This window comes from uncultured Lamprocystis sp., assembly GCF_903933125.1.
In the GTDB taxonomy this organism is placed as follows: domain Bacteria; phylum Pseudomonadota; class Gammaproteobacteria; order Chromatiales; family Chromatiaceae; genus Thiodictyon.
In genome coordinates this window covers 15,508-36,775 of sequence record NZ_CAIZIZ010000121.1, presented here as the reverse complement: position 1 = coordinate 36,775, position 21,268 = coordinate 15,508, and the positions used below count along the sequence as shown (strand labels likewise).

The 21,268-nt window shown below is 63.1% G+C and carries 16 protein-coding genes; 11 read left to right on the top strand and 5 right to left on the bottom strand.

All coding sequences use genetic code 11. The annotated features are described in order from the left end of the window. Positions 1-4 precede the first annotated feature (4 nt). The 10 genes from murF to ftsZ all read left to right on the top strand — a co-directional run bounded on the left by murF (position 5) and on the right by ftsZ (position 12,271). Positions 5-1,354 carry a UDP-N-acetylmuramoyl-tripeptide--D-alanyl-D-alanine ligase gene (murF, locus tag QZY03_RS05520; RefSeq protein WP_295578879.1) on the top strand — a complete coding sequence of 450 codons (1,350 nt, stop codon included), beginning with the start codon at positions 5-7 and terminating at the stop codon, positions 1,352-1,354. An 11-nt stretch (positions 1,355-1,365) separates the two neighbouring features. Beyond that, positions 1,366-2,448, top strand: a complete 1,083-nt coding sequence (gene mraY / locus QZY03_RS05515; protein WP_295578862.1) for a phospho-N-acetylmuramoyl-pentapeptide-transferase — start codon at positions 1,366-1,368, stop codon at positions 2,446-2,448. Then, positions 2,448-3,803, top strand: coding sequence for a UDP-N-acetylmuramoyl-L-alanine--D-glutamate ligase (murD, locus tag QZY03_RS05510; RefSeq protein WP_295578860.1), 1,356 nt, complete (start codon positions 2,448-2,450; stop codon positions 3,801-3,803). Before mraY ends, murD begins: the two co-directional genes overlap by 1 nt. After that, positions 3,800-5,008 carry a putative lipid II flippase FtsW gene (gene ftsW / locus QZY03_RS05505; RefSeq protein ID WP_295578857.1) on the top strand — a complete coding sequence of 403 codons (1,209 nt, stop codon included), beginning with the start codon at positions 3,800-3,802 and terminating at the stop codon, positions 5,006-5,008. The genes murD and ftsW overlap by 4 nt, the downstream gene beginning before the upstream one ends. After that, positions 4,993-6,072, top strand: coding sequence for an undecaprenyldiphospho-muramoylpentapeptide beta-N-acetylglucosaminyltransferase (gene murG / locus QZY03_RS05500; RefSeq protein WP_295578855.1), 1,080 nt, complete (start codon positions 4,993-4,995; stop codon positions 6,070-6,072). The genes ftsW and murG overlap by 16 nt, the downstream gene beginning before the upstream one ends. After that, positions 6,069-7,574: a UDP-N-acetylmuramate--L-alanine ligase gene (gene murC, locus QZY03_RS05495; protein ID WP_295578853.1), complete on the top strand. Its 1,506-nt coding sequence runs from the start codon at positions 6,069-6,071 to the stop codon at positions 7,572-7,574. The genes murG and murC overlap by 4 nt, the downstream gene beginning before the upstream one ends. Then, positions 7,574-8,497, top strand: coding sequence for a D-alanine--D-alanine ligase (locus tag QZY03_RS05490; RefSeq protein WP_295578852.1), 924 nt, complete (start codon positions 7,574-7,576; stop codon positions 8,495-8,497). The genes murC and QZY03_RS05490 overlap by 1 nt, the downstream gene beginning before the upstream one ends. Continuing rightward, positions 8,490-9,590 carry a cell division protein FtsQ/DivIB gene (locus tag QZY03_RS05485; RefSeq protein ID WP_295578850.1) on the top strand — a complete coding sequence of 367 codons (1,101 nt, stop codon included), beginning with the start codon at positions 8,490-8,492 and terminating at the stop codon, positions 9,588-9,590. The genes QZY03_RS05490 and QZY03_RS05485 overlap by 8 nt, the downstream gene beginning before the upstream one ends. A gap of 7 nt (positions 9,591-9,597) precedes the next feature. Then, positions 9,598-10,833, top strand: coding sequence for a cell division protein FtsA (ftsA, locus tag QZY03_RS05480; RefSeq protein ID WP_295578848.1), 1,236 nt, complete (start codon positions 9,598-9,600; stop codon positions 10,831-10,833). Between the two features lie 268 nt (positions 10,834-11,101). Further along, positions 11,102-12,271, top strand: coding sequence for a cell division protein FtsZ (ftsZ, locus tag QZY03_RS05475; protein WP_295578845.1), 1,170 nt, complete (start codon positions 11,102-11,104; stop codon positions 12,269-12,271). A 114-nt stretch (positions 12,272-12,385) separates the two neighbouring features. Here the strand turns inward: ftsZ and QZY03_RS05470 are convergent, their stop codons facing one another. Next, positions 12,386-13,768: a sigma-54 dependent transcriptional regulator gene (locus tag QZY03_RS05470; RefSeq protein ID WP_295578877.1), complete on the bottom strand. Its 1,383-nt coding sequence runs from the start codon at positions 13,766-13,768 to the stop codon at positions 12,386-12,388. Between the two features lie 1,036 nt (positions 13,769-14,804). Between QZY03_RS05470 and QZY03_RS05465 the strand changes: the two genes are divergently transcribed. After that, positions 14,805-16,301, top strand: coding sequence for a sugar transferase (locus QZY03_RS05465; RefSeq protein ID WP_295578844.1), 1,497 nt, complete (start codon positions 14,805-14,807; stop codon positions 16,299-16,301). 98 nt (positions 16,302-16,399) lie between these two features. Here QZY03_RS05465 and QZY03_RS05460 read toward each other — a convergent pair whose 3' ends face one another. The 4 genes from QZY03_RS05460 to QZY03_RS05445 all read right to left on the bottom strand — a co-directional run bounded on the left by QZY03_RS05460 (position 16,400) and on the right by QZY03_RS05445 (position 21,232). Continuing rightward, positions 16,400-17,290 carry a methyltransferase domain-containing protein gene (locus QZY03_RS05460; protein ID WP_295578842.1) on the bottom strand — a complete coding sequence of 297 codons (891 nt, stop codon included), beginning with the start codon at positions 17,288-17,290 and terminating at the stop codon, positions 16,400-16,402. A gap of 464 nt (positions 17,291-17,754) precedes the next feature. Further along, positions 17,755-18,858, bottom strand: coding sequence for a sulfotransferase (locus tag QZY03_RS05455; protein ID WP_295578840.1), 1,104 nt, complete (start codon positions 18,856-18,858; stop codon positions 17,755-17,757). Positions 18,859-19,100: 242 nt separating this feature from the next. Further along, positions 19,101-19,667, bottom strand: coding sequence for a hypothetical protein (locus QZY03_RS05450; RefSeq protein ID WP_295578838.1), 567 nt, complete (start codon positions 19,665-19,667; stop codon positions 19,101-19,103). A gap of 269 nt (positions 19,668-19,936) precedes the next feature. Beyond that, positions 19,937-21,232 (bottom strand): glycosyltransferase, encoded by a 1,296-nt coding sequence (locus tag QZY03_RS05445; RefSeq protein WP_295578836.1) that lies wholly within the window; start codon positions 21,230-21,232, stop codon positions 19,937-19,939. Positions 21,233-21,268: the final 36 nt, after the last annotated feature.

The window sequence follows — 21,268 nt, the reverse complement described above, 5'->3', positions numbered from 1 at the left end:
GTCGATGTGGACGCTGACGCAGGCCGCCGCACACGCCGGGGGGGCAACCCCGGGGGCCGACGCCGCCTTCAGCAGCGTCGGGACCGACAGTCGCCGCGACTGCACCGGGCAACTGTTCGTGGCCTTGCGCGGCGAGCGCTTCGATGGTCACGCCTACGTGGCGGCCGCGCGCGACCAGGGCGCCGCCGCGGCCATGGTCGATCACCCGCTGGCGCTCGACCTGCCCCAGTGGATCGTGGACGACACGCGCGCCGGTCTCGGACGGCTCGCCGCGGCCTGGCGCGACCGCTTCCCGGGCCGGGTGGCCGCGGTCACCGGCAGCAACGGCAAGACCACGGTCAAGGAGATGCTCGCGGCCATGCTGTCCCAGGCCGGCCCGACCCGCGCCACCCAGGGCAACCTGAACAACGACATCGGGATGCCGCTGACTCTGCTGGCTGCCCGCGACGAGGCGTATCTGGTGCTGGAGATGGGCGCCAACCACGCGGGCGAGATCGCCTATATGACCGCCATCGGCCGGCCGGACGTGGCACTGATCACCAACGCCGGACGCGCCCATCTGGAAGGCTTCGGCAGCGTGGCCGGAGTGGCCCGCGCCAAGGGCGAGATTGCCGGTGGACTGGCCGATGACGGGGTCTTCGTGGTCCCCGGAGACTCGCCCTACACCCCCCTCTGGCGGGATCTGGCGGCCGGCCGCACCCTGCGCACCTTCGCCCTGGACGCACCGGCTGACCTCAGTGCAGCGCGCGCGTCGGTCCAGGTACGCTGGGATGCGGATGGATTCCGGACCAGCTTCGTGGCGGTCCAGGACGGCGCCGAGTACCCGCTTGAGTTACGCCTGACCGGCGTCCACAACGTGTTGAACGCGCTGGCCGCAACGGCCGCGGCCCTGGCCATGGGAGTGGGATTCGCGGCCGTGCGGGCCGGCCTGCTCGCGTTGACCCCGGTCGCGGGACGCCTGTGTCCGCGTCTCGGCAACGGGGTCAGAGTTATTGATGATACCTATAACGCCAACCCGGATTCGCTGAGCGCCGCCATCGCGGTGCTGATGAGCCTGCCCGGGCGTCGCTGGCTGGTGTTGGGCGATCTGGGCGAGTTGGGACCGCAATCGCTGGAGCTGCACCGCGAGATCGGCACCGCGGCCCTGGCCGCCGGGGTCGAGCGCCTGGTCTCGGTCGGCACCGAGAGCGCCGCGGCGAGCGCCGCCTTCGGTCCGGGCGCGCGGCATTTTACTGATCAGGGCGCGCTGATCGCCCATCTGCAAACCGTAGTGCGTCCTGATGACCTGATCCTGGTCAAGGGTTCCCGTACCGCGCGCATGGAACGGATCGTCACCGCCCTCTGCGGCGCATAAAGAGGTCTAGAGTGCTGCTTTTTCTGACTGAATGGCTGACGCGTTATGAAAGCGGATTCGCGGTCTTCCGCTACCTGACCCTGCGCGGGATCCTGGGCACCCTGACCGCCCTGGCGATCTCGCTGATGGTCGGCCGGCCCATGATCCGGCGCCTGCGCGCCTACAAGATCGGCCAGACGGTCCGCGACGACGGGCCCCAGAGTCATCTGGCCAAGTCCGGCACGCCGACCATGGGCGGTGCACTGATTCTGGTGGCGGTGGGGGTCAGCACCCTGCTGTGGGCGGACCTGCATAACCGCTACGTCTGGATCGTGTTGCTGACCACCCTGGCCTTCGGTGCCGTCGGCCTCGTCGACGATTACAAGAAACTGGTTCTCAAGAACCCGCGCGGCCTGGCCGCGCGCTGGAAGTATCTGTGGCAGACCGTCTTCGGCCTGATCGCGGCGGTCGCACTCTATGTCACGGCGGTCACCCCCGCGGAGACCGCGCTGCTCATTCCCTATCTGAAGAACGTGTCGCTCCAGCTCGGCCCCTGGTTCATTCTGCTGGCCTATTTTGTCATTGTCGGGTCCAGCAACGCGGTGAACCTGACCGACGGCCTCGACGGGCTCGCCACCATGCCGACCGTCCTGGTGGCCGGGGCACTCGCGATCTTCGTCTATGCCGCCGGGCACTTCGAGATCGCCAACTACCTGCGCATTCCCCATATCAAAGAGGTCGGCGAACTGTTTATCTTCTGTGGCGCACTGGTCGGCGCCGGGCTCGGCTTCCTCTGGTTCAATGCGTATCCGGCCCAGGTCTTCATGGGCGACGTCGGCGCGCTGGCCCTGGGCGCGGCCTTGGGTGTGGTGGCGGTCGCGGTGCGCCAGGAGTTGGTGCTGTTCATCATGGGCGGTATCTTCGTCGCGGAGACCGTCTCCGTGATGTTGCAGGTGCTGTCGTTCAAGCTGACCGGCCGGCGCATCTTCCGTATGGCCCCCTTGCACCACCATTTCGAGCTTCAGGGCTGGCCCGAGCCGCGCGTCATCGTCCGTTTCTGGATCGTGACCGTGGTGCTGGTCCTGGTCGGGCTCGCCAGCCTGAAGATCCGCTGATGAAGCACGCGCCACTTCCCGCGGGAAAGACGCTGGTGGTCGGTCTGGGCAAAACCGGCGTCTCCTGCGTCCGCTTCCTGCGTGCCCGGGGCCTGTGGGTGGCGGTGACCGACACCCGACCCAACCCGCCCGGACTCGCCGAAATCCGCGAAGCATTCCCCGAGGTGGCGGTCTTCGTCGGCGGCTTTGACCCGGCGGCCTTCGCCGCCGCCGAGCAACTGGTGGTGAGCCCCGGCGTCCCGGTCGCCGAACCGCTGATCCAGCAGGCACTGGCCCGCGGGGTACCGGTGATCGGCGACGTGGAGCTGTTCGTCCGGACGGCCCAGGCACCGATCTGCGCCATCACCGGCTCCAACGGCAAGAGCACGGTCACGACACTCCTGGGGCTGATGGCGCAGCGCGCCGGGCGGCGCGCGCCGGTCGGCGGCAATCTCGGCGAACCGGTCCTGGACCTGCAGGACGACACGGCGGAGCTCTATGTGCTGGAGTTGTCGAGCTTCCAGCTCGAGACCACGCACGGACTCTGCGCCCAGGCGGCCGTGGTGCTCAATCTCTCGGCCGATCATCTGGATCGCTATCCGGATTTCGCCGCCTACGCGGCGGCCAAGGCGCGTATCTATGACCGCGCCCTGGTGGCGGTCGTCAATCGGGATGACCCGCGGGTCGTGGCAATGGCGCGCACCAGCGCGCGCGAACTCGGTTTCACCCTGGGCACGCCGACCGCCGGTGACTACGGGTTGTGCGAGGTCGACGGCGCGCACTGGCTGTGCCGGGGCGACGCGCGTCTGCTGCGCGCGGATGAGGTCCTGATCACGGGCCGGCACAACCTGGCCAATGCCCTGGCCGCGCTGGCCCTGGCCGAGGCCTGCGACCTGCCGCTCGCACCCTGCCTGGAGGTCCTGCGGACCTTCGCCGGACTGGCCCATCGCAGTCAGTTGGTCTGCACCCACGCCGGGGTGCGCTGGGTTGACGACTCCAAGGGGACCAACCCCGGCGCCACGGTGGCCGCGCTGGATGGACTGGTGACGCCGGGCAGTCACCGCCGGGTCGTGTTGATCGCGGGCGGCGACGGCAAGGGCGCGGACTTTGCGCCGCTGGCGCCGGCGGTCGCCCGCGCCGCCCGCGCCGTGGTGTTGATCGGACGCGACGCCCCGCTGATCAGGCAGGTGATCAACGGCCTGGCGCCGCTGGTCCAGGCGACGGACATGGCGGACGCCGTCCGCCAGGCCGCCGGCCTGGCGCAACCCGGTGATGCCGTCCTGCTCTCACCCGCCTGCGCCAGCTTCGACATGTTCGACAACTATGAGCATCGCGGTCGGGTCTTCGCCGACGCGGTGCGGCGGTTGGCGCGATGACCGCGGCCACCCGTCAGACCAAGCGCTGGGGCGTTGCCGGCAGGCGGCGGCGCGAGCGCCCGGCGGCGTTCGACTTCCCGCTGCTGGTGGTCGTGCTGGGACTCCTGTCGTTCGGGTTCATCATGGTGGCATCGGCCTCGATGACCGTCGGCGACACCTGCTGCAAAGACCCCTTCTTTTTCGTGGTCCGTCAGGCCATCGCCCTGGGACTGGCCCTGAGCGCGGCGGTCCTCGCCTTCACCGTCCCGGTCAGTTGGTGGGAACGCTCCGGGGTCTGGCTGTTCCTGCTCGGGGTCGCTTCACTGATCCTGCTCCTGCTCCCCGGGGTGGGCCATAGTGTCAATGGGGCCAACCGGTGGATCCCGCTGGGTCCGTTGAACCTGCAACCTTCCGAATTCGTCAAGCTGTTCGCGGTGCTTTACATCGCCGGCTATCTGGTGCGCCACGCGCAGTCGGTCACCACCGAACTGGCCGGCTTCATCCGTCCGATGATTTTGATCGGGATCGCCGCCGCCCTGATTTTGAAACAACCGGACTTCGGCACCACGGCCGTGATGCTGGCGACGGTCATGGGGATGCTGTTTCTCGGCGGGGTCAGCGTCATGCCCTTCGCCGTGCTGTTCGGTACGGTCATCACCGGGCTCGCCTTCCTGGTCCTGACTTCCGAGTACCGGATGCGCCGCATCCTGTCCTTCCTCAACCCCTGGGAAGACCCCTTCGCCTCGGGCTACCAGCTCAGTCAGGCGCTGATCGGCTTTGGACGGGGGGAGTGGCTGGGTGTCGGGCTCGGCAACGGTATCCAGAAGCAATATTTCCTGCCCGAGGCACACACCGACTTTCTGGCCTCGGTGATCGCGGAGGAACTGGGTCTGGTCGGGATGCTGACCATCATCGGTGCCTTTGCCTTCATCTCCTGGCGCGCTTTCAGTATCGGCGCCCGCGCGGAGGCCGTGGGTCAGCGGTTCGCGGGTTACACGGCGCAGGGCATCGGCTTGTGGCTCGGCCTCCAAGCCTTCGTGAACATCGGGGTCAACTCCGGCATGCTGCCGACCAAGGGGCTGACGCTGCCCTTTTTGAGCTATGGCAGCAACAGTCTCATCGTAGCCTGTGTAGCCATCGCGATCCTGCTGCGCATCGACGCGACCGTCCGCCAGGAGGCGTCGGAGACCACGCTGCCGCGGGGGATGCCATGGCTCCGCGCATAGGCGTCATGGCCGGGGGCACCGGCGGCCACGTTTTCCCGGCCCTGGCGGTCGCCGAGGCACTGCGCGCCAGCGGCGCGGAGGTCTTTTGGATCGGCACGCGCCGCGGGATGGAGTCGCGCCTGGTCCCCGACCATGGGTTCGACCTGGAGTGGGTGGAGATCGCCGGCCTGCGCGGGAAAGGGCTCGGGGCGGTCCTGAGCGGTCCGTTCAAATTGCTCGGCGCACTGCGACAGGCCTGGACCATCCTGCGCCGCCGCCGCCCCGCGGTCATCCTTGGAATGGGCGGATTCGTTTCCGGACCCGGCGGATTGGCCGCCCGCGTGCTGGGGATACCCCTGGTGATCCATGAACAAAACGCGATTCCGGGCCTGACCAACCAGTGGCTGGCCCGCATCGCCAGCCGGGTGTTCGAAGCCTTCCCCGGCAGCTTCCCCCAGGCCCGCAACGCCATCGCGACCGGCAATCCGGTGCGCCCCGTGATCGCCGCGCTGCCGCCGCCGCGTGAGCGCTTCGCCGGCCGCACCGGCCCGGCACATGTGCTGGTGGTGGGCGGCTCGCTGGGCGCCCAGGTGCTCAACGAGATCCTGCCGCTGGCGCTGGCCCGGCTGCCGGAGGCGAGCCGCCCAATGGTGCGGCATCAGGCCGGTGAGCGGACCCTGGAGGCGGCTCAAGCCGCCTATCGCCAGGCGGGAGTTGCGGCAGAGGTCACCGCCTTTATCAACGACATGGCGCAGGCCTACGCCTGGGCCGATCTGGTGGTGTGCCGCGCCGGGGCGCTGACGGTCTCGGAGCTGGCGGCGGCGGGGTTGGGCGCGATCCTGGTGCCCTACCCCCATGCAGTCGACGACCATCAAGTCAGCAACGCCCATTATCTGACCGAGGTCGGCGCGGCCCTCCTGATTATCCAGCGCGACCTCGACCCGGCCGGACTCGCCATGACCCTTGAGACATTACTCGCCGACCGCTCGCGGCTGCTCACGATGGCCGAAGCGGCGCGCACCCGTGCCACGCCGGCCGCTGTGGAACAGATCGCCGCCGCCTGCCTGGAGTTCGCCCGTTTATGAACCGTCATCTGCACCACACTGCCGCCAACATGGGCCGGGTCCGTCGCCTGCATTTCATCGGCGTGGGCGGATCCGGAATGAGCGGAATCGCCGAACTGACGGCTAACCTGGGTTACGAGGTCACGGGCTCGGATCAGCGCGAGAGTGAGACCACCACACGCCTGCGCCGTCTGGGTATCGCGGTCTTCATCGGCCATCGCGCCGAGCAGGTCACGCACGCGGATGCGGTGGTGGTGTCCAGCGCCATTGATGAATCCAACCCGGAGATCATCGCGGCGCGCGCGCGCCGCATCCCGCTGGTGCGCCGCGCCGAGATGCTCGCCGAACTGATGCGTTTCTATTACGGCGTGGCCGTGGCCGGCACCCACGGCAAGACCACGACCACCAGCCTGGTGGCCAGCATCCTGGCCGAGGGCGGGCTCGACCCCACCTTCGTGATCGGCGGCCGGCTCAACAGCGCGGGGGCCAATGCCAAGCTCGGCACCAGCAAATATCTGGTGGCGGAGGCCGATGAGAGCGACGCGTCGTTTTTGTATCTCCAACCCATGGTGTCGATCGTCACCAACATCGATGCCGACCACATGGTGACCTACGGCAACGACTTCAATCGGTTACGTAATACCTTCATGGAGTTCCTGCACCACCTGCCCTTCTATGGACTGGCGGTGTTGTGTATCGACGATGACGAGGTGCGCGCACTGGAGCCGCAGGTGCCGCGCCCGGTGCGGACCTACGGGACCCGCCCCGAAGCGGATGTGCGTGCCGAAAACATCCGGCAGGATGGGTTGCGGATGTACTTTGAGGTGCATAGCGCGAGCCTCGCGGCCCCCTTCCCCGTGGAGTTGAACCTGCCCGGCCGTCACAACGTCCTGAACGCTCTGGCGGCCATCGCCGTGGCACTGGAACTGGGCGTGGACGAAGGCGCCATCGGCCGGGCGCTGGCCGGATTCCAGGGGGTCGGCCGCCGTTTCGTCGTGACTGAGGTGCGGGATGCCATGGGCCGCCGCCTGACACTGGTGGACGACTATGGTCACCACCCGCGCGAGGTGGCCGCCACCCTGGCCGCAGCGCGCGGGGGCTGGCCCGACCGCCGTCTGGTACTGGTGTTCCAGCCGCACCGGTATACGCGCACCCAGGAGCAGTTCGATGATTTCGCGCAGATCCTTTCCACGCCGGATCTGTTGATCCTGGGTGACGTCTATCCGGCCGGAGAGGCGCCGATCGCCGGTGCCGACGGCCGCTCACTGAGTCGCGCCATCCGCACCCGCGGCGTCCTCGACCCGGTCTTCGCGCAGGACCTCAGCGAGGTTCCGACACTGCTCGGCAATCTCCTTCAGGACGGCGACCTGGTGTTGCTGATGGGCGCCGGTGACATCGGCAGCCTGGCGGCCCGCCTGCCCGGACTCCTAATGAACAACACCGGCAACGCCTCGCGCGAAGACACTGGGCTCGTCGATCGCCCGCGGCGCCCGGAGCGGATCGGCATCGAGGGGGGACTGTGATGACAGCGCAACCGCAGCCTTTCGGCAAGGTGGCCGTCCTGCTGGGCGGCCGGGCCGCCGAGCGTGAGATCTCTCTGAACAGCGGGAACGCGGTGCTCAACGCCCTGCGCGCCCGCGGGGTGGACGCGCATCCGCTCGACCCGGACGACACCGTCCTGGAGCAACTGCGCGCGGGGGACTATGACCGCGCCTTCATCATCCTGCACGGACGCGGCGGTGAGGATGGGGTGATCCAGGGTTTTCTGGAGACCATCGCGCTGCCCTACACCGGCTCCGGCGTGTTGGGCTCCGCGCTCGGGATGGACAAATACCGGACCAAGCTCGCCTGGGCAGGTGCCGGACTCCCGACGGCGGAATCGGTCCTGCTGCGCACGGATGCGGACCTGGCGGCGGCCGCGGCCATCGGCTTCCCGCTGATGGTCAAGCCCGCGCGCGAAGGCTCCAGTATCGGCATGGCGCGGGTGACGGACGCCGCGACCCTGGCGGCGGCCTGGGAACTGGCACGGACCTATGACTCGCTGGTGCTCGCGGAGCGCTGGATTGCGGGCGCCGAGTACACCTGTGCGATCCTCGGGCGTGAGGCACTGCCGTTGATCCGGTTGGAAACACCGCACGCTTTCTACGATTACGACGCCAAATACCGGGCCGATAATACCTGCTACCACTGTCCTTGCGGACTGCCGACAGCGCAAGAACAGGCGTTGCGGCAATTGGCCCTGGATGCTTTCGATACGGTCGGCGCGAGCGGCTGGGGTCGCGTCGACCTGATGGTGGACGACGCGGGCCGCGCCTACTTGCTGGAGATCAATACGGTGCCCGGGATGACCGATCACAGCCTGGTGCCGATGGCCGCGCGCGCCGCGGGAATCGACTTCGAATCGCTGGTGATCCGCATTCTGGAGACGAGTCTGAACCGTGTCTGAGTCTGTCGCCGCCATCCTCCCGAATCTCCAGGAACCGACGCCGCCGGCCACCCGGCCGACGCGGCTGCGCGCCCTGACCGGCGTCCTCCTGCTGGCGGTCATGGCCGGCGGCGTCTGGGCCTTCGGCTATTGGGAACCACGACTGCTGCCGGTGCGCATGATCGAGGTGCAGGGCGAATTGCACCATCACTCGTCGCAGCAATTACGTGAGACCTTGGTCAAGCGGCTGAATGGCGGCTTCCTGACCGCCGATCTGGCGGATCTCAAACGCGCCGCCGAGGAACTGGCCTGGGTGGGCGGAGCGAGCATCCGCCGGGTCTGGCCCGACCGGCTCCAAGTACGAGTCAACGAACACAAACCGGTTGCACGCTGGAAAGGCGACGGACTGGTCACCGCTGATGGCGTGGTGTTTCGGCCCAGTACCGGCACGATCCCGGCCGGATTACCGATGCTTGAAGGCGACGAGCAGCGCGCCCCCGAACTGGTCCAGCGCTACCTCCAGTGGCGCGACCAACTGATGTTGGCGGGTCACCTGATCGACACCCTGACGGTGGACGCCCGCGGGGCCTGGCGCGTCGGACTGGTCTCCAGAGCGCGCCTCGAACTGGGCAACAGCGCTATCGAAGAACGTCTTGCGCGCTTCATCGGCGCGGCACCGCAACTGGATGCGGCCGGCCGGGCGGAGGTCGTGGACCTGCGCTACAGCAACGGATTCGCGGTGCGATGGGCGCGCCAAGCGGCGCTGGAGACGCCAACGGAAACACCGGTGCAGACCAAGACCCCGAGCCGGCAAAAGTCGCAGGCGAAGGCGCGGGTCCAGCCCAAGGGACAACAGCGGGCGAAGTCTCAACCGAAACCGGCGGCACGTGCCAAGGCGCAGACACCGACCGCGCCGAAGGCGCGCGCGCCGACCGCCGAGCCAAAGGCAGGCGCGGTCAAGCCAAGATCCGGAACAACAACCAAACCAAGAGTATCGACACCGACCCAGCCGGCCGCGCGGGCAGCGACCCGGACGGCGTCGCCGGCATTAACACAGGTGGGTCCCGCACGCCCGGGGGCGACGCCGCAAGAGCGAACAGGCAAACGGGGTTAACAACGGCATGTCACGACGTAACGACAGGAACCTGCTGGTGGGCCTGGACATCGGCACCTCCAAGATCGCCGCCCTGGTCGGCGAACTGAAAGACGATGACCAGATCGAGATCATCGGGGTCGGGACCCATCCGTCCCGCGGTCTGAAAAAAGGCGTGGTGGTGGACATCGAGTCCACCGTCGCGTCCATTCAGCGCGCGGTGGAAGAGGCCGAACTGATGGCCGGGTGCGAGATCCACTCGGTCCACGCGGGGATCGCCGGCAGCCATATCCGCAGCCTCAATTCTCACGGCACCACGCCGATCAAGGATCGTGAAGTCACCCAGGCGGATGTGGATCGGGTGCTCGACTCCGCGCGGGCTGTCGCCATCCCGGCCGACCAGCAACTGCTCCACATCCTCCCCCAGGAATTCATCATCGATGACCAGGAGGGCATCCGCGAACCGATCGGCATGTGCGGCGTGCGCCTGGAGGCGCGGGTGCACATGGTCACCGGTGCGGTCAGCGCGGCCCAGAATATCCTGAAGTGCATTCGCCGCTGCGGCCTGGAAGTCGACGATCTGGTCCTGGAACAACTCAGCGCCTCCTATTCTGTGCTCGGCGAGGATGAGAAGGAGTTGGGGGTGTGCCTGGTCGACATCGGCGGCGGCACCACCGATATGGCCGTTTTCACCGATGGCGCCATCCGTCACACGGCGGTGATCCCGATCGCCGGCGATCAGGTCACCAACGACATCGCGGTCGCGTTGCGTACACCCACGCAGCACGCGGAGCAGATCAAAATCCGGCACGCCTGTGCTCTGACCCAACTCGCTGCCGGCAGTGAGACCATCGAAGTCCCGAGTATCGGCGATCGCCCGCCGCGGCGGCTCTCGCGCCAGACCCTCTCGGAGGTGGTGGAGCCACGTTACGAGGAGTTGCTCACCCTGCTGCGCAATGAGTTGCGTCGCAGCGGTTTTGAGGACCTGGTCGCCGGCGGCGTCGTGCTCACCGGCGGCAGCGCCAAGATGCAGGGGCTGATCGAACTGGCGGAGGAAGTCTTTCACATGCCCGTCCGCCTGGGCACACCACAGTACGTCATCGGCATGGATGAGGTGATGCGCAACCCGGTATTCGCCACCAGCGTCGGTCTGCTGATCTATGCGCGCCAGAACCGCTTCGCCAAGCGTCCCGACCTCAGTGCCGGCGGGGGCATCAAGGGCGTTTGGTCGCGCATGGGCAGTTGGTTCCGGGGCAATTTCTAGCCGTGAGCCCTGCCCAGCCGCCAGCCGTTGCGACCGGGTTGACGAACGCGGATACACCCTGTCGGACGCGAGCGGGCGGTACCGGCGATGCACTGATGCTGGCGGCTGACACATGCGGGAACGATCAGTTGAGGGGCCGCGAACTGCGGCCCCGTGGCACGAGGTGCGGGCGCCCGTGCCGAGTCGGGGGGGCGGTCCCGCCATGGGCGGGAACGAACGGGGTTTCAGGTTTTTTCGGTTACCTTCAACACTTAGGGGAGATGCAACGATGTTCGAACTGATGGATACCCATAGCCAAAATGCGGTGATTAAGGTCATCGGCGTCGGCGGGGGCGGGGGCAACGCCGTCAATCATATGGTCGAGTCCACCATCGAGGGGGTGGACTTCATCTGCGCCAACACCGATGCCCAGGCACTCAAGGGCCTGAAGGTCAAGACCATCCTGCAACTGGGCTCGGGGATCACCAAGGGTCTGGGGGCCGGCGCCAACCCGGAGGTCGGCAAGCAAGCCGCGCTTGAGGATCGTGAGCGCATCGCCGAGGTCCTGGCGGGTGCGGATATGGTCTTCATCACCGCCGGCATGGGCGGGGGCACCGGCACCGGGGCGGCCCCCGTGGTTGCCGAGGTCGCCAAAGAACTGGGCATCCTCACCGTCGCCGTGGTGACCAAGCCCTTCCCGTTCGAGGGCAGCAAGCGGCGGCGGATTGCCGAGGACGGCATCACCGATCTGGCTAAGCATGTCGACTCGCTGATCACGATCCCGAACGAGAAACTGCTCGCGGTGCTCGGTAAGGACATGACCTTGCTGGGGGCCTTCAAATCGGCGAACGACGTGCTGCTCAATGCCACGCGCGGTATCGCCGAGTTGATTACCCGTCCCGGGCTCATCAACGTCGACTTCGCCGATGTGAAGACCGTCATGTCCGAGATGGGCGTCGCCATGATGGGGACCGGCGCCGCCAGCGGCGAGCATCGGGCCCGGGAGGCCGCGGAGGCCGCCATCCGCTGTCCCCTGCTGGAGGACATCGATCTGGCGGGCGCCAAGGGCATTCTGGTCAACATCACCGCCGGCGCAAGTCTGACCATGGGTGAGTTTGACGAGGTCGGCAACACCGTTCGCGACTTCGCCGACGACGATGCGACCGTCGTCCTCGGCACCGTCATCGACCATGACCTGGATGACGAACTGCGCGTCACCGTTGTCGCCACCGGCCTGGGCGCGCGCCGCATCTCCATCATGCGGCAGAGCGGCGACGAGCCGCACATGCGACTGGTGCCCGCGGATAGCGACGACAGCCGACCGGACTACGCCGAGTTGGACCGGCGTCCGGCAATCTACCGCAAGGGGGCAACCGCGGGCGGCAACACCGCCGAGGCGGTCGATAACGATCTCGACTATCTCGATATCCCGGCCTTCCTGCGCCGCCAGGCTGATTGACCTCAGGTGATTCCCAGGAACAAACACCCCGACCGCGCATGCCTGCAAGATCCGCAGGGGCTATAGGGGCGACTGTAGGGGCGACTTCAGTCGCCCCTCCACATCGGCAGATTCTTACGTATTTCGATCGCGCTGCCAGTCGATCGCGTGCTGCTCCAACAGTCGATAGAGAGTCACCCGCGAGATATCCAAACGCCGCGCCGCCTTGGACACATTGTTACGCACCGCACTGAGCGTGGTCTCGATCGCCTCCTTTTCCGCCTTCGCCCGGGCTTCGGCCAAGGTCATGAGAGAACAGTTCGGCGCGTCCTGATCCAGGCCGAGATCACGCGGACTGATCAATCGTCCCTCGCACATCACCACCGCCCGCTGGATTCGGTTGATCATTTCCCGAACGTTTCCGGGCCATGGGTAGGCGTTGATCGCATCGATCGACTGTTGACTGAGCCCTTTGAGATTCGGGTTGATCTTGTTAGCGAACTCCCGGAAAAAGTGTCCCGCCAGCAACTCGACATCCTCCCCGCGCTCGCGCAATGGCGGCATGTCAAGATGCAACACATTCAGCCGGTAATACAGGTCTTCACGAAAGCGTCCCTCCTCCACGGCCTTCTCAAGATTGACATTGGTTGCAGCAATCACCCGCACATCGACCGGGATCTCGCTGGCCCCACCAATCCGGTCAATCGTTTTTTCTTGCAGGAACCTCAGTAGATTGACCTGCAACTCGATCGGCAGATCGCCGATCTCGTCCAGGAACAGCGTCCCGTGTTGCGCCGATTCAATCCGCCCCAATCGACGGCGGTCAGCGCCGGTAAACGACCCCTTCTCGTGTCCAAACAGCTCCGCCTGTATCAGATCTTTGGGAAGCGCCCCGCAGTTCACCGCAACGAACGGACCATTGCTTCGGTGCGAAAGGCTGTGCACGGCGCGTGCGGTCAATTCTTTACCGGTCCCACTCTCGCCCCGAATCAGCACATTCAGATCGATGGCCCCAACCTTTTGAATGCTCTGGATCAGCGCACGCATCGCCGGGCTGCGTCCCAGAATCTCGTGATGGATTGCATGAAATGCGTTCGGCTCGGCGTGAAACCGCACCATCTCGGCCATGCCGTAGGCGTGCCCCAAGGTGACCAGGAGCCGATCCGGATCCAGCGGCAATGTGTGGTAATCGTAGAAGTGCGTCGTGATGACCCGTGAAACGGGGCGCGACGTACTCGCCGCATCGGCCAGCAATGCCACCCAGTTGATGTGGCTGTTCGCATCGAGCATCTGCAGCACATGCTCTCGTTCAGAGCCCAAGGCGTGCTGGTCGCCGTGCGACCCATCCCAGTGGACCAAGCCCACGAGAAAGTCACGCTGACTGATCAGTTCAAGGGCCTCATCGGGATGTGAGGCCGGATGGACACTCCAACCCTGCAGACTCAGATCAGCGGAAAACGGATCCTCCGCACCCGACGGCCGGAGATAGAGAAGCGCTCGGGATTCCGTGGCTATCATTGCATACCCTCGCGATAAAGCGTTTTTGTGGTCACCGCTCCGACCTGTCCAGCAGGTCAGACGATGAGAACTCGTGTACAGCAGGTCTGGAAATTTGCGGCCCTGGCGGGTTGGCTCCGGCGCATCTGTAGACGCTTCACCCCCAGGCCCACCCGACACCTGTTCGACCCACCGCGGACGGACCAAACACTCTCTGATTTCGCAGATTCCACCGGCTCCAGGCCGCCTGCAAGCCCTTCAGCCCTCCTGCCAACAGCCGATAGTTGTAACGCCAATGAGTCAACTACACAACTCTGTAGCGTCATATCTTAGTGCGAGAATCGGCTCCGTGACCGTGCGCGGGTTCAAAGAGCAGGATACCCATCGCTGGCACCGTTTTTGCATGTCACGTAGTAATTCTCCTAAGGTACTTCTACTCAGTCTCGAGACGCGACAACTGACATCGTCCTGCGGAGGTTCCAGCCTCGGTCCGAAGTTGTCCGCAATGAAACGACGGGCTAAGGACGGTTTTCGCAAATTGCGATGCAGGTTTCGCGTTTCTGAGATCGGGCATGAGACGAGCTGTTAGTCGGGGGTTTAGCCCCAGTGGCCCAGGTCCATGTGACGGCGAGCGATGTACGCGTCGCAGCCCGCAATGCCGTGGTGGCCGCATTGAAGGCGTTGGCGGTTTAAGCGCATCCAGAGGTCGCACGGCAAGACGCTCTAGGTTGGTGCGCGTGGGCTCCGATTGCGCTCTCGTGGCTGACCATGGGATCGAGATCCGGGGGATCGAGTGGCACAGGATTCGCATCTGTCGTTCGTAAACCTATGCTAGACCCGAGACCTGGATCTGGCCCGAGTACAACAGGAAGTTCCGAATAGGGGAGTGACCCGCCCCTCGTGGCGGCCAAGAAAGCGGATTTTCGATCGTGCAACAATGATAAGAATTGGCCCGTCCTCGGCGATGTCCGACCGCCGGACAGGGCTTACCGATTCCTGCGAAGTGCAGCTACCGGCACTTGAAACCGTCGGCCGAACTTGAATAGAGGAACTCACGATGTCGACTGCAAACATCATCGATTCTGCCCTAGTCCGGCAATCCAGCCGGGGACGATTGCGATACCACCAAAGCACTCTGTCCATCGTTCACCGCGTCGCGGACGCCTTCATCATCCTGGCCAGCCTCTACCTGGCCCGCGAGTGGACAGGCTTGCCATGGTCGTCCTCGCTGGCCCTGACCGGCGTGATTGGCGTGCTGGTATTCTACTTCCTTGCCAGCGCTAAGAACCTCTACCGATCCTGGCGTACCGAGTCGATGGCAACTGAGGTGTGGGATACCACCGAATCGTGGCTCGGCGTCACCGCGGTATCCCTCGTCGCACTCTACATGCAGCGCGATGCCCTCAGCTACCCACCGGAAACCATCCTCTACTGGCTGTTCGGGACTCCGGTGCTGCTGGTCGCCGCGCGGATCGGTGTCCGCTTCGCCCTGCGGTGGGCGCGAGCGCATGGGTACAACACGCGACGGTTGGCGATTGCCGGAAATAGCGACCTGGGTCAGCATATCGCACGGTGGGCCAACGAAAACCACTGGCTTGGATTTCGGATAGTCGGCCTGTTCGACGACGCGGCGTCGGATGGCACTCACGTAACGTCCGGCGCCAGTGCTCCGGCATCCATTGATCGAATGGTTGAACTTGCCTGTCGCGGCGATGTAGACGTTGTCTACATTACCTTGCCGCCGGACCATGCCGAGCAACAGATCGAGTCGCTGATACGGAGATTGGGAGACAGCACGTCTTCGGTATATCTGGTGCAAGATCGGCGCTCCCGCAATATCGATGGGGCAACGAGTTCGTTGCAGTCCATGCCGGACATTGGTCGCATTGATGCGCTGCATCGTCGGTGCGTGAACTTGGACGGCATCAAGGCGGTGAGCGTCTATGAAAGCCCGTTCCATGGCCCCGATGCGATGGTCAAACGTATTGAGGATCTGATAGTCGGCACCATCGCAGTGTTACTCCTTGCGTTGCCGATGGCATTCATCGCCGCCGGTGTCAAAATGAGCGGACCCGGCCCGGTGCTGTTCAAGCAGCGCCGCTTCGGCCTCGACGGCAAAGAGATCATGGTCTGGAAGTTTCGCAGCATGAGCGTGTGCGAGGATCATGGTACCGTCACACAAGCGTGCAAGGGAGATCTCAGAGTGACGCCCTTCGGAGGCTTCCTGCGCAGGACGTCATTAGACGAGCTACCCCAGTTCTTCAACGTAGTGCAAGGCTCAATGTCGATCGTCGGACCACGCCCTCACGCCGTCGCCCACAATCAGTACTACCGAGGCCTGATCGGCGGCTATATGCTCCGCCACAAGGTGAAACCCGGCATCACCGGATGGGCTCAAGTCAACGGCTGGCGCGGTGAAACCGATTCGCTTCACAAAATGGGAAAGCGAGTGGATTACGACCTGGATTACATCAGAAACTGGTCGCTGTGGCTCGACATCCAGATCATTTTGGCGACGTTCATTCACGGTTTCGTCCACAAAAACGCGTACTGACAGCCTAGTCCATCGATCAGCGGCCAACTCCGGCGGAGCGCCTTGTGCGACGAAGGGAGTTGGCCCTGGTCATCAAGAAACTGTTCAGCATAATACGGCTAAGATTTTCTTGCGCACAAGGTGATAGTCAACATTTCCATTTGATTCATGTGGTCGGAAAATACCTTCGCCAGACCTGAGTAGGCGGTCACCGGATCCTTAACGGTACCGCTAGGACGCAGCGAGATATCTGTCCACCCACAACGCTTTAGCGCATCAACATACTGGTACGGCCGCACCCGGTTGGGGATACCGCGAAACCAGAAGAGGTTATACAGCCAACTCGGATAGCGGTAAATGTTGTTCGGATCGTTGTCGCGTATCCACCGAGAATGTGTCTTGAGATCGATCTCAAGCACCACGACGGCATTTGGCTTGCAGACCGCGCTGAGCTGTTCCACCGTCTTATGAACGTCGTCGAAATGCTCGAAAGCCGCTTGACTGAACACCAGATCGATCGAGTTCTTACCGAAGGCCGCGACAATATCGAAGTCTTTACGAACAACATAGTTCAGTTGACCGGGAATACCGGCCTTCGCTTTTGCTAGCTGCTCTCTCAGAAAATCGATCTTAGCCGCGTCACCGCGCGCCCCCAAATGCTCAAAAAGCTTTTCGTAAAATATGTCGGGAGTGATCTTCACGAGGTCATTGACGTCGCACGCGTTATACTTTGCGCATCCCAGCGAGAGCAGGTAAATGCCGATTCCCAAGTCGGAGCCCGGCCCTAATTCAAGCGCATTTTTTCCGACAATGGGATTCTCGTCTGCGCTATAACGTTGCAGATGCGACAGCCACTCATCTACAACCTTAATATCATAGTCAATACATCGTTGCGTCTGCGACATATCGAATGGTTTTGGCGACGAGTACCCTTTAACGGTATGCTTGGCCTTCGCCAGCGCCAGGAAGCCGAGCCCCGCGAGAAAGTAAAAAGCATTTTTCGCGAACATTATGAAGCTCCTGCGTTCGGCTAATGCCGCGCAGTCAGGTTTGAAGATATGTGGTTTTGTTGAAGATTGTGCGGGCTGCGCAACGCGACCGGATACATCCCAAAGGCCAGCCCCATCTATCCCTTCGCCAACCATCTCACAATCGCCTTTCACAACCACGACTGGCGATTTAGGCCAGTCGATTTATCCCAGCTTGAACAGACTAGCCTATGACTGCCGCTCCGTCAACTCCGGCACAACCGGAACCTGCGCACCCGTCCGGCGACTATTGCAAAGCATACTCGCTTTTCGCTATTCACCGCTGGCCCCCAACGCTAAGCAAGACAGACCCACTTGCGCTAAAAAAATGCGGACCCACCCGGTGCACACTGGATGACTGCGGAGGCGAGTTGGTGACGCGCGCGACAGGCCGCCGTCGTGGTCCGGTTTCCCAAGAAACCAAACCACGACTGCAAATATCCGGTTCAGGAACCTTGTGTCGTCCGACCACGCCGAAGCATCTCCCGGACATGAATCCAGGCGCGAGCAGGATTGAACGCTGCCACACCGACCAAGTGCAGAGGGTAAGACAACAGACTGGGGATCAACGACAACGTGCCGCCACGATCGGGAGACTCTGTTGCATAGCCGAGCTTCTGCATCAGATTGCGGGCAGTCTTTTCGCAGATCCTGACCTCGCCGGGTGACAAGCTATCCCGCCACTTGCCCACGACTTCCGCCGACACGCCCTTTTGCTTGCTATCGCTCACGACATTCGATGAACCCCAATGCGGAATCTGGAGCATACCCGGCTCAAACTGTAGACTAAGAAACGAACAGACATCCCTTATACTTCCTTCTGCGTCGGCCGCCAGATCTTCAAAACGCACCATCTTGAAACGGGCATGGCCATCGAGACGCAACGCCTCATCGGTGGCCTTCACCCACAGATTGGTCATCGTGTATGGATGATAATTCACGCGAATCCGCAACACCTCCGAGATCGGCACATGTGGGGCGCCGAGGCGCCTCACCTGCCAGCGGTTCTTTTGCGAGGCGAGGACCGCCCGCGGATCGCGCACAATATGCACAAAGCGCGCATTGGGATAAATTTCCAACAGACGCGCGGCATAATAGATGTTTCGTGGCGTCTGCTCGCACGCAAAGGTCTTTCCCGCATCCGCCGAAAGGCGACTCAAGACAGCCGCAAATAATTCCGCCGGCCCGCGCTCGTGCTCGGGTAAGTCCGCTACCAAACGCTGCCCCCAATTGCACTCATCGGCGGAAGGACCATTCTGCCACAACCCGTGATTTTGCCGAGCCAGCAGTTCTCCCGCGAGGTCCGCCAGTCGCCGCTCTGAGAACTCTCGCGTAGCGTCGTAAGGATCCCAGTCGGCACCGAAATAGTGCATTTCGTTGAGCATCAAGATGCCGCTGTGCGAACCCAGTATCCGCGCCAACATCGTCGTCCCTGAGCGCGATGCACCGGTAACAAAGATTATTGGTGCGGAAAGGGCCGGCACAAACCCTGCCTTGGAGGGGCGATCGGCACTGGTGTTTGAAGCGAGTGGGCCAGGGGTGTTGCACATAGGATAACCGGCTACCGGCAAATGCTGTATAGGATGAGTAATGACGGCTGACGCATGATTGGCGACAACATCTCCGGACGCTTTGAACGCCGATGTCTAGCAACAATCGGAAGTCAGGCAATGATGTTCTCGTCGACCACGGACCGAATCGATCGTTCGGCTGATGACACCCTTGTTCTCAATACAGTAAAACCGAAGGGACGAAATTTCAAAAGCAACATCGCTCATTCTTTCGCCATCGGTTACGGAATGCTGCGTTCCGGCGTCTCAGTCAGGACTTGGCGTAGCCTCGGACCAGCAAAGTCGAATCGGCCGGCAACGCCCTTCTCAGCGACTGCAACCTCATCTAACGCAATTGCAATACCAACCAGTTCGGTTCGTCGCAACTCGGCGCCACCGACATCAATCATCGTCTCAACCTTAAGATAATGAAACCCCTTCTTCACTGGCCGCACAGTCACATCAACGAAAGCCCGATAAGGAATTTCGCCAGTGTTCGGAGACCCGTCCAGCACCACTCCCTGACTCGGCGTTAAGAGAAACGTTCCTTTAGCAGGTACTTTTTGCCAGAATGCAATGCGGATTGTCAGCGGATTGCCAACCTGGCGATCTCCATCAATCCGGTATTTCACCTGCACCGGACCTGGAGACTGCGGCGGAAGCGCCGCCAACAAGGCGTTGAACTCGGCCATTTCGGGGTGAACCGCCGGGTCGCTACAACCGAGCGAGAGTCCCGGCGATGCAAGAAACGCCAACACAATTAGAGTCGCCTGAGCGTTCGGAACCTGCACCACAAGGATCTCCATCATTCGTCGCCGAAAGCGGTTGGCGTCAAGACGCGCCACTCCGGCTGAACACGACTTGCCGAGTTATTGCGAGGGGGCTGTTCCAGCCTGTTCTCGACAGTTTTTTAAGCAATCTTCACGCCAAAGTCACCAGCAAGCACCGCGGCGCTATCCAGAGGGCGCCAAACATCCTGTTCCGATCGCACAATCAGGGAAAAAAACCACGTATCATTATCTGCCGCACGCCGAAAGCACGCGAGACCTGCGTCCCCCTTTCAGCTGTCCCGCGAGAGTTACACCTTGTCGCCGGAAAGCAGCCGAAAATATTCTGCGGCGACATCTTCAGCGATCCCTGAGTACAGCCGCTTGTCTCGAACATAGGCACGCCCCCGCTGACCCATTGCCTCAGCCGCAATCGGGTCGGCGAACAAGGTTGAAATCGCCTCCGCAAACTGTTCAGCCGACCAGTCTACGCAAATTCCCGCACCACTCTCAGCGATGATCTCGGACTGTTCCGGGTGTCTGTTGGCCACCACAGGCCGCTGCAACGCCATGTATTCAATCAATTTCGTCGGCGACGTCGAGAGTAGAATCGGGATTGGATAATAGGGCGAGACGCACACGGCGGCACGACATACGCGATCATGCGCCTCGGCCGCCGGCAGCCACCCGGTAATCTCCACGGCATCTGCAAGGCCAAACTTGCTGATCGCCTGTTCAAGGCATTGCCGATCCTCCGGAAACTCACCTTCCCCGACAAACACCAAGCGACTCTCGGGGAATTGCTGCCGCACAATTGCGAGCGCCTCGACCAAAGTGTCAAGCCGACGGACCGAATTCAAGGTTCCAAGATAAAGAATAGTGTAGGGTGTCACCTCACATGGGGGATGATTGAGCAAATGCTCTCCGATCCCCATCGGAACCGGCGTCATCGACTGCTCGGCCACCTGCTCTTTCCGAAAATCCTCCAGCATCTGTCGGCTCTGAACAAAGATATGATCGGCATGCGGCAAGATAATCTTGTACTGTAACCAAGCCGAAAGTTTCCCGCCAATGAGGCTTAGCGCCGGGATACGCGCCCGCCCTTCCCGCGCATCGATGACACGAGACTCAGCAAACGGGTAGGACGCCCAGTAAGTAAATTTGCCGCCACGCAATCGCGTCGCCAGCAACGCCAGCACTGCAACCAGGAATGCATCTCGCACCTGCACGATATCGTAGCGACCCGTAAGGGCGAGCCGGAAGGTCCGCAGATCGGCAACCAGGTTGCGCAACTTGTTCTGAACTTTTCCGGCCAACCCGCGCCGACCACTTTGATAGATGACGAACGCAGGGGCGCCGTGCCACCGGGTGCTGCGCCATTTCGGCCCCGGCTGCGCATCATATAAAACCCACTGAATCTGAAATCCTTTTTGCGCGAGACGCACGGCGAAAAGGTCACATACGTCAACCCGATCAGCCATACCCGGGCCACCGACCACGTAAAGCATACGAACTGTTGGCACTGTTTTCGGCGGGTTGCCGTCGTCGTCCGTCAAGTCAGCCCGGTTGACATCTCCGGAATTGCGAGCAAGCATCGTGTTTGACAACTGGTGACTCCGTATCTATATGTTGGGAATCGGGAT